Source organism: Saccharopolyspora sp. NPDC050389, assembly GCF_040655595.1.
In the GTDB taxonomy this organism is placed as follows: Bacteria; Actinomycetota; Actinomycetes; order Mycobacteriales; family Pseudonocardiaceae; genus Saccharopolyspora.
On record NZ_JBFAKG010000094.1, the window covers coordinates 19,841 to 28,240 of the forward strand.

Sequence of the window (8,400 nt, forward strand, 5' to 3'; positions counted from 1 at the left end):
CTGTGGTGGCCGTGGCCGTGGCTGGCGGCGGTCACCGGACCGGCGATCGCCGTCGTGGTGTTCCTGACTGGGTTGCCATGGCAGCCCAAAACACTCACGAGCGCGGGAAGCCGAAGGTCAGGCGTGCACCGTGATGAGGCGTTCCGGGAGCGCGAGGACCTGGTCGAGCACGTCGCACGCCGAACCGGCCGTGCGCCATTTCGCCTCGCCCCGGTGGTCCCGGAGGTCGGCCCCGCGGGAAACCCGCGCGGCGCGCACGTCGTCCTCGCCGCGGAGCTCGACCACGTCGACGATGTCGCCGTGCGGGCGTACGTAGATCAATGCCAGGAGCTCACCGTCGGTGTCCCGTACCGGCGGCATCAGTCGGAAGCCCCGCGCCACGAGCATTCGCAGGCGGATGCTGGAAGCGTCCTGGTCCTCAACTGACGAGGTCATCGAACTCACCGTCCTTGACGCCGCGCACGAAAGCGGCCAGCTCGGCTCGGGTGTAGATCAGCGCGGTGCCGTGCGCCTGGCGCGACTGGCGCATGGCGATGGTGCCGTCGTCCAGTGCGGCGACCTCGACGCAGTTGCCCCACTTACCGCTGTGGCGCGACTTCTGCCAGGTCACGCTGCCGATCGCGGAGACCGGGACCTCGAACTGACCGCTCATCAGATCTCCCTCGGTCGACTGCACATGCAATTGCATTCGCCATTGCGCCGGACGGTACCACAGCTCTGTGCACATGCGCGATCACTGTGCGTACTCGAACTATTTCGGTCTCAGAGCGTTTCGCGGGCTTTTCGCAGCAATTGGCGGGTTTGCTCGGGAGTGCGGGCGTCCACCATCAACCGATCGAGTGTCCGGCCGTACCACTCGATCTCCTCCCGCTTGTCCAGGTACAGCGCGCCGCCCAGGTGCTCCAGGTAGACCACGTCCGGCAGTTCGGGCTCGTTGAAGCGGAGCATGGTGAACGAACCCTCCGCCGCGTACCCGCTGAGCGAGAACGGCACCACCTGCAGCGCGATGTTCGGCAGCTTGGTCATCTCCAGCAGGTGGCCGATCTGCGCGCGGAGCACGGCGGCGCCGCCGATGGGCCGGTGCAGCACGGATTCGTCGATGACCGCCCAGAGGCGCGGCGCGTCCGGGCGGGCGAGCAGCCGCTGCCGCTTCATGCGCAGCGAGACCCGGCGCCGGGTCTCGTCGTCGGCCAGCTTCGGGTGCCCCGAGCTCGCGACCGCCATCGCGTAGTCCTCGGTTTGCAGCAGGCCCGGCACGAACTGCAGCTCGTAGGTCTGGATCCGGGCGGCGACGCCTTCGAGCCCGACGTAGTCCTGGAACCACTGCGGCATGGCCTCCGCGTACCGGTTCCACCAGCCGGGCTGCCTGGATTCGGAGACCAGCCGGAGGAAGTGCTCCCGCTCGCCCTGATCGGTCACGCCGTACATCGTGAGCAGGTCCGCGACGTCGCGTTCCTTGAAGCCGACCCGGCCCAGCTCCATCCGGCTGATCTTGGATTCCGAGCCGCGGATGGCGTAGGCGGCCTCGGCGGGCAGGATCTCCGCGGCCTCCCGCAGCCGGCGCAACTGCGCGCCCAGGATGATGCGCCGGGCCGTCGGACTGCCGTCCGGCCCGGTCGCGTCGCCGTCGGCGGATCCCGCAGTCGCTCCCCGAGTCATCGCCGCACCTCCTGGTCGAATTTCCGCCCGATTCTCGCACCGCCGCGGTGGATGCACCCGCACCGAGCGATCCACTCGTTCGGTCAAGATCGACTTGCGCGGGCTCACATTGATAGCACGCCGAACGTTTACTCCCCGAAACGAAGCTCGTACGCTGTGCAATCCCCGAGGCACCCGACATCACCCGTAAGCGAGGAGACCATGGCAGCTGACCTCACCACGTCCGACGGCGAAGCGACCCCGGTCCACATCGACACCAGCAAGGCCAGCATCGCCCGCGTCTACGACGCTTTCCTCGGCGGAAAGGACAACTACGAGGTGGACCGCGAGGTCTTCCAGCGCGTCCGGGAGGTCACGCCGGAGGCCGCGCAGCTGGCCTGGGACAACCGCCAGTTCCTGATCCGGGTCAGCCGGTTCATCGCCGCGGAAACGGAGATCACCCAGTACCTCGACTGCGGATCCGGCCTGCCCACCGCGGAGAACACCCACCAGGTGGTGCAGCGGATCAAGCCCGAGTCGCGGGTGGTCTACGTGGACAACGATCCGGTCGTCCTCGCCCACGGCCGGGCGTTGCTGGAGGAGAACTCGCAGACCCACTTCAGCCCGGCCGACATCTTCGAGCCGGCGCGGATCCTGCAGGACGAGGTCGTCAACCGGCACCTGGACTTCTCGGAGCCGGTCGCGCTGTTCCAGATGGGCACGCTGCACCACTACGACGGCGAGCGACCACCGGCCGACATCATGCGGGAGTACATCGAAGCGCTGCCGTCGGGGTCCTATGTGGCCATCAGCCACTTCCTCGACCCGGAGACCGACGAGTACAGCGAGCTGGCCCGGCGGATGGAGCAGGCGTTCCTGCACAGCCCGATGGGCACCGGGGTGTTCCGCACCCGCGCCGAGATCGAGGCGATGTTCCCGGGCTTAGAGCTCATCGACCCGGGCCTCGTGAAGTGCGCGGACTGGTGGCCTACCGGCCCGAAGCTGAACCCGCTCTACCCGGTGCAGCACTGCATCGCAGGGGCGGTAGGCCGCAAACCCTGAACAACTGTCTGGAGGACTCGTTTTGCGTGGCGGTGCGGGTAGCGGCCCCCTGCGGGAGTTACGGCCGTCGTCTGGACTGTGGGATTCCCGATTCGTGTATGTCCAATACGCGGCTTCGGGGCTGTCCTCGCCAGGCGACGTCTGAGAACCAGCTGCGGTGCCGGTTGCGTAGGTGGGCTAAGCGGCTGCGCCGCTTCAAGGGCAAAGCCAAGTTCAGGAACAGGAACCGAGGTCCGCCCCGCTCGGACTCCTACCAAACGATTGCTTGTTCGGCTAGACTCCGGCTGCCGCTGGTGTCCAGCGGATCGTGCCTGTCCGGCTGGTGTCTCGCCCGGATCAGCCGGGCCGGCGCCTGCGACGAAAGGACGGCCATGGCGGAGGCGTACATCATCGACGCGGCGCGGACCCCGGTGGGCCGGCGCGGCGGTGGGCTCAGCGGCATCCACCCGGCCGACCTGTCCGCGCACATGCTGCGAAACCTGGTGGCCCGCACCGGGATCGACCCGTCGGCGGTCGACGACGTGGTGTGGGGATGCGTCGACGCGGTCGGTGCGCAGGCGGGCAACATCGGTCGCACCGGGTGGCTGGCGGCCGGATTCCCGGAGCACGTTCCGGGCGTGACGATCGACCGGCAGTGCGGTTCTTCCCAGCAGGCGGTGCACTTCGCCGCCCAGGCGGTGCTCAGCGGCACGGCCGAGCTGGTGATCGCCGGCGGCGTGCAGAACATGAGCGCCATCCCGATCGGCAGCGCGCTGCTGGGCGCGGCGGAGCTCGGGTTCCCGGTCGCCTACGGCCCGAACTCCGGTTCGGCGGGCTGGCAGGACCGCTACGGCGACGTGGAGGTGACGCAGTTCCGCGGCGCCGAGCTGATGGCCGAGAAGTGGGGCATTTCCCGTTCGGACATGGAGGAATTCGCGCTGACCAGCCACCGGCGGGCGATCGAGGCGATCGACGCCGGCCGGTTCGACGAGGAGCTGGCGCCGATCGCGGGTGTCGAGCGCGACGAGGGGCCGCGCCGCGACACCAGCAAGGAGAAGCTCGAAGGGCTCAAGACGCTGCGCGACGGCGGCCGGATCACCGCCGGAGTGGCCAGCCAGATCTCCGACGGAGCCTCGGCGCTGCTGGTCGCCTCCGAACGGGCCGTCGCCGACCACGGCCTGACGCCGCGGGCGCGCGTCCACCACATGAGCGTGCGCGGCGACGACCCGGTCTTCATGCTGTCGGCGCCGATCCCGGCGACCCGGCACGCACTGGCGAAGACCGGGCTGAGCGCCTCGGACATCGACGTGGTGGAGATCAACGAGGCCTTCGCGAGCGTGGTGCTGGCCTGGCTGAAGGAGATCGACATCGACCCGGCGCGGGTCAACCCCAACGGCGGCGCGATCGCCCTGGGCCATCCGCTGGGCGCGACCGGAACCAAGCTGATGACGACGATGCTGGCGGAACTGGAGCGAACTGGCGGCCGCTACGGCCTGCAGACGATGTGCGAAGGCGGAGGCACGGCGAACGTGACGATCATCGAACGCCTCGGCTGAGACAGGCGCGAACGGATTTCGGCGGTGTGGGAGGAGTTTCATGGCCATCAACCGGGAGTTCGTCGGGCATACCTTCGGTTCCGGCGAACCGTACGAGGTGACGCGCGGCAAGATCCGCGAGTTCGCCGACGCCATCGGTGACGACAACCCGGCCTACCGCAGCCCGGAAGCCGCTCGCGAGCTCGGGCATCCCGACGTGATCGCGCCGCCGACCTTCGGCATCGTCGCGGCCGGCGCCGCGTCGCCGAACAATCCCATCCTGCGCCCCGAATTCGGCCTCAACTACCGGATGGTCGTGCACGGCGAGCAGAAGTTCCGCTACCGGCGGCCGATCCGGGCCGGTGACGTGCTCACCGCGACGGGCCGGATCGCGGAGATCCGCGACGCCGGGCGCAACGAGCTGGTGCGCATCGAGACCGACATCAGCGATGCCGCCGGCGAGCTGGTGTGCACCGCGGTGAACGTCATCGTGTCGCGGGGCACCGCGGCCGGAGGGGAGTGAGGCATGTCGGCGAGCGTGCGCTACGACGACGTCGAGGTCGGCACCGAGATCGGCCCCGAGCGCTATCCGATTCGGCGCCTGACGCTGGTGAAGTACTGCGGCGCCTCCGGTGACTTCAACGTGATCCACTGGAACGAGCGGATCGCCAAGCAGGCGGGACTGCCGGACGTGATCGCGCACGGCATGCTCACCATGGCCGAGGCAGCCCGGCTCGTCACGGACTGGGTGGGAGACCCGGGCGCGGTGCTGGAGTACGGCGTCCGCTTCGCGAAGCCGGTCGTGGTCCCGGACGACGACGAAGGGGTCGAGGTCGTGGTCGCGGGCCGGGTGGCGGAGAAGCTCGGCGACAAGCAGGCCGTGATCGAGCTCGCGGCCACCTCCGGGGACGTCGAAGTCCTGGCCAAGGCCAAGGCCGTCGTCCAACTCGCCTGACCGGGAATCCGGTCCGCAGGTGCCCGTACCCGGCAACGGGAACAGGCACCTGCCGCGTCATTCGGTCAGGACGCAGTGATCACCGCCTCTCGCGCGTCGTCGCGCTCCGTGCGACTGGTGGATCGCTGCAGCAGCCGGATGGTGCGGTCGCGCCGTCCCCAGGCGATGATGGCGACGACGAGCAGCGTGACGGCCGGGAACGCCGCCATCACGATCTGGCCCTGGGCCTGGACGACGGTGATGACGGTCGCGCCGATCATGAGCGCGACCAGGCAGGAACCGGCCAATCCCGACAGGATCGGCACGAGCAGCCCGATACCGCCGGCGAGCTCGGCGACGCCGACGAAGTAGCGCAACCACTGACCGAAGCCCATGGCGTCGAGTGCGGCCACTACCAGCGGGTCGCCGAGAAGCTTTCCGTACGTATCGAACAGGAATACCGCGGCGGCCGGCACTTACAGCACCCACAGGGCGATGTTGCCGGCCTGCGAGCCGTTGCGGCGGTCTGAGTTGGTGGTCATGAGGGTCGGCCTTCTTCCGTGTCGTCGTGGGCGGGCCGTCCGCGCGACCTGGTAGGTGCGGGCGGCAACCCCGACGGATGCGATCTTGGTTCGGTCCGATTCCGGCCTCGGACGGGCGTTGCCCTTCGCCCGCCACGATCCGGCCGGTGTTCGTAGATCGACTCGTGGCGAGCGTCCCGACGGCGGCACCGTTGCTCGGGCGCCGGGATGAGCCGTTCCAAGAATTCCCAGCGGGTGAGCGAGCATCAAGGTTCGATCGCGCTACCTGCGTTTCGCCAGGCTTAGCGATCGGGCGCGCGGGAATCGGCGAGGAAGGCGCGGTGCGGTCGATCCATCATCCCTCGGCGCGGAACTTCAGGGGCGGAGCTGCCGGGCTCGGTGGTGGTGGCCCGCCCGGCCCGGACCGGAGTTCTCGGTGGTCAAGCTGCTGTGGTCCCACGTTCCACCGCAGGCTGGGCAAGCCTGCGATGGATGTGGCCGGAGCGGGGGCGCCGAGCCTGAACCGGCGATCCGCCACCGCGCCGGGAGCTCCACCATGGTCGAATCCGCAAACCTTCGATCACCTGTGATAACGTCCCGTTCCGAGGTCTCCGGCGGTGCTGCCGGAGGCGTTCTGCGAAGATGGCTTCGTGGTTTCGACCAAGCGCTTGTCCACCCGCGGCTCCGAGCGGCGGGCCGAACTGCTGGCCATCGCCGCCGAGCTGTTCGCCACCCGCGGCTTCCTCGCCACCACCGTGCGGGACATCGCCGACGCCGCCGGCATCCTCTCCGGCAGCCTGTACCACCACTTCGACTCCAAGGAGTCGATGGTCGACGAGATCCTGCGCGAGTTCCTCGACGCCCAGCGCGAGACAAACGAGCAGGTGCTGCGCGAGGCGAGCGACCCGCGCGCCGCGATCACCGAGCTCATCCGGCGGTCCTTCGGTGCGATGCAGCAGCACCGGGCGGCGATCGCGATCTTCCAGAACGAGTCGAAGTACCTCGCCGAGTCCGAGCGGTTCGGCTACCTGAAGCAGGCGGCCGACGAGTTCGAGCGGACCTGGACGCGCCTGCTGCAGGACGGCCAGCGCGCCGGGGTGTTCCGCGACGACCTCAACGCCAAGGTGACCTACCGCTTCATCCGCGACATGGTGTGGACGGCGGTGCATTGGTACGACCCGCGCGGAAAGCTCACCGCGGACGCCATCGCGGATCAGTACATCAAGATCCTGTGCGACGGGATCGTGTCGCAGGGGTGACGGCGGCGATGCGTGCGACGACCACATCGTCGGGCTGAGCAGCGCCCGTGTCGGCTCAATGTGTCCAAATGAGACCGACGAAGTTTCGCGCGCTTTTGTGAAAGTCAGCGAGAACTTGGCGCCCGCCGGAACGTTGCGCGGAACTGTACCGTCCCTAGTGGACGGTGTGATGCGGAGCGATTCCGCAGGTGATCGCCCGTGAGTGTTTTGGAGCGCTATGGCACTCCAAAACACTCACGAGTCGTGACCAGGCGGAACTGTTTCGCCTTGGTTTCGGGGAGCGGGGAAGCAGCCCGGCGCCTCGGAGCCCCGGGTTACCCTCGCAGGAGCAGTGGGTGCGGATGGCTGGAGGTCAACGGTGAACGACGGTGCGGCAGAAGCACGGCACGCCTGGATCAACTCGGGGGTGTTCGAGGTGGCACCGGGCGTGCACCGGATTCCGCTGCCGCTGCCCAACGACGGGCTGCGCGCGGTCAACGTCTACGCCATCGAAGACGGCGACGGCCTGGTGCTCGTCGACTCCGGCTGGGCCCTGGACGAAGCCCGCGACCAGCTCGAATCGGCGCTCGGCGAGCTCGGCTACGGCTTCGAGGACGTGCAGCGCTTCCTGGTCACCCACGCCCATCGCGACCACTACACGCTCGCCGTCGCGCTGCGCCGCAACTTCGGCTCGCGGATCAGCCTCGGCGCGGGCGAACAGCCCTCCATGGAGGCGCTGCTGGCCAACCGGCAGGAGGCCGAGGCGGAGCGGTTGCGGCGCTGGGGCGCGGACGAGCTGCTCGTCAAGCTCGCCGAGGCGTACGGCGGGAAGGCGCCGAAGTCCCGCAGCAGCTACGAACTCCCTGACGAGTGGCTGGAAGGCAAGGTCGAGATCCCCCTGGAGTCCCGGACCCTGCTCGCCGTGCCGACGCCGGGGCACACCCGGGGCCACGTGGTGTTCCTGGATTCCGCGTCGTCGCTGATGTTCTCCGGCGACCACATCCTGCCGCACATCACGCCGTCCATCGGCGTGGAACCGGCGCGGGCCGAACTCCCGCTGGGCGACTACCTGGATTCGCTGCGGCTGATGCAGTCCTACCCGGACATGCGGCTGCTGCCGGCGCACGGCCCTACGGGCGGAAGCTCGCACGCCCGGTCCGCGGAACTGCTCCAGCACCACGAAGAACGGCTGGACCAGACGGCCGAGGCGATCCGCGACGGGGCGGGCACCGCCTACGAGGCCGCGCTGAAACTCGGCTGGACCCGGCGCAACCGCAAGCTGCTCGACCTCGACCTGTTCAACCAGGTGCTCGCCGTCGGCGAGACCAGCGCGCACCTGGATGTCCTTGTCACCCGCGGAATCCTGACCTCGTCCGCGACGGACGGAGTGGTGGAGTACGCGGTTCCGCGCGAAGGCTGAGCCTGCGGATGCCGCACGGCGGCCGTGAGTCTTTTGGGCTGCTATAGCAACCACCCGGACATCGCCACCCTGC

At 68.9% G+C, this 8,400-nt stretch carries 10 protein-coding genes; 6 read left to right on the forward strand and 4 right to left on the reverse strand.

Annotated features, from left to right (window positions below; translation table 11 throughout):
- Positions 1 to 117: 117 nt before the first annotated feature.
- From AB0I53_RS39995 to AB0I53_RS40005, 3 genes are all read right to left on the reverse strand, one after another.
- A complete protein-coding gene (locus AB0I53_RS39995) occupies positions 118 to 435 on the reverse strand; it encodes a hypothetical protein (protein ID WP_358614266.1) in 318 nt (105 codons plus the stop codon).
- Positions 419 to 652, reverse strand: a complete 234-nt coding sequence (locus AB0I53_RS40000; protein ID WP_358614267.1) for a DUF397 domain-containing protein — start codon at positions 650 to 652, stop codon at positions 419 to 421. The genes AB0I53_RS39995 and AB0I53_RS40000 overlap by 17 nt, the downstream gene beginning before the upstream one ends.
- 110 nt (positions 653 to 762) lie before the next feature.
- The gene (locus tag AB0I53_RS40005) at positions 763 to 1,659 is read right to left on the reverse strand and encodes a helix-turn-helix transcriptional regulator (protein ID WP_358614268.1); all 897 of its coding nucleotides are present in this window, start codon (positions 1,657 to 1,659) and stop codon (positions 763 to 765) included.
- Positions 1,660 to 1,860: 201 nt separating this feature from the next.
- Here AB0I53_RS40005 and AB0I53_RS40010 point away from each other — a divergent pair, with 201 nt between their 5' ends.
- The 4 genes from AB0I53_RS40010 (at position 1,861) to AB0I53_RS40025 (ending at position 5,169) form a co-directional block, all read left to right on the forward strand.
- Entirely contained in the window at positions 1,861 to 2,700 is an 840-nt protein-coding gene (locus AB0I53_RS40010) for an SAM-dependent methyltransferase (RefSeq protein WP_358614269.1), read from the forward strand.
- A 371-nt stretch (positions 2,701 to 3,071) separates the two neighbouring features.
- The gene (locus AB0I53_RS40015) at positions 3,072 to 4,235 is read left to right on the forward strand and encodes an acetyl-CoA C-acetyltransferase (RefSeq protein ID WP_358614270.1); all 1,164 of its coding nucleotides are present in this window, start codon (positions 3,072 to 3,074) and stop codon (positions 4,233 to 4,235) included.
- Positions 4,236 to 4,275: 40 nt separating this feature from the next.
- Positions 4,276 to 4,737, forward strand: coding sequence for a MaoC family dehydratase N-terminal domain-containing protein (locus AB0I53_RS40020; RefSeq protein WP_358614271.1), 462 nt, complete (start codon positions 4,276 to 4,278; stop codon positions 4,735 to 4,737).
- Between the two features lie 3 nt (positions 4,738 to 4,740).
- Positions 4,741 to 5,169 (forward strand): MaoC family dehydratase, encoded by a 429-nt coding sequence (locus AB0I53_RS40025; RefSeq protein WP_358614272.1) that lies wholly within the window; start codon positions 4,741 to 4,743, stop codon positions 5,167 to 5,169.
- Between the two features lie 65 nt (positions 5,170 to 5,234).
- On the opposite strand, the gene AB0I53_RS40030 is transcribed toward AB0I53_RS40025, so the two are convergent.
- Positions 5,235 to 5,624 carry a DoxX family protein gene (locus AB0I53_RS40030; RefSeq protein WP_358614273.1) on the reverse strand — a complete coding sequence of 130 codons (390 nt, stop codon included), beginning with the start codon at positions 5,622 to 5,624 and terminating at the stop codon, positions 5,235 to 5,237.
- A 695-nt stretch (positions 5,625 to 6,319) separates the two neighbouring features.
- Between AB0I53_RS40030 and AB0I53_RS40035 the strand changes: the two genes are divergently transcribed.
- Both AB0I53_RS40035 and AB0I53_RS40040 read left to right on the forward strand, forming a co-directional pair.
- Positions 6,320 to 6,928, forward strand: coding sequence for a TetR/AcrR family transcriptional regulator (locus AB0I53_RS40035; RefSeq protein ID WP_358614274.1), 609 nt, complete (start codon positions 6,320 to 6,322; stop codon positions 6,926 to 6,928).
- Between the two features lie 358 nt (positions 6,929 to 7,286).
- Positions 7,287 to 8,327, forward strand: coding sequence for an MBL fold metallo-hydrolase (locus AB0I53_RS40040; RefSeq protein ID WP_358614275.1), 1,041 nt, complete (start codon positions 7,287 to 7,289; stop codon positions 8,325 to 8,327).
- Positions 8,328 to 8,400: the final 73 nt, after the last annotated feature.

Coding starts and splice junctions, on each gene's coding strand:
- AB0I53_RS39995 (WP_358614266.1), bottom strand. CDS start 435: ATGACCTCGTCAGTTGAGGACCAGGACGCTTCCAGCATCCGCCTGCGA.
- AB0I53_RS40000 (WP_358614267.1), bottom strand. CDS start 652: ATGAGCGGTCAGTTCGAGGTCCCGGTCTCCGCGATCGGCAGCGTGACC.
- AB0I53_RS40005 (WP_358614268.1), bottom strand. CDS start 1,659: ATGACTCGGGGAGCGACTGCGGGATCCGCCGACGGCGACGCGACCGGG.
- AB0I53_RS40010 (WP_358614269.1), top strand. CDS start 1,861: ATGGCAGCTGACCTCACCACGTCCGACGGCGAAGCGACCCCGGTCCAC.
- AB0I53_RS40015 (WP_358614270.1), top strand. CDS start 3,072: ATGGCGGAGGCGTACATCATCGACGCGGCGCGGACCCCGGTGGGCCGG.
- AB0I53_RS40020 (WP_358614271.1), top strand. CDS start 4,276: ATGGCCATCAACCGGGAGTTCGTCGGGCATACCTTCGGTTCCGGCGAA.
- AB0I53_RS40025 (WP_358614272.1), top strand. CDS start 4,741: ATGTCGGCGAGCGTGCGCTACGACGACGTCGAGGTCGGCACCGAGATC.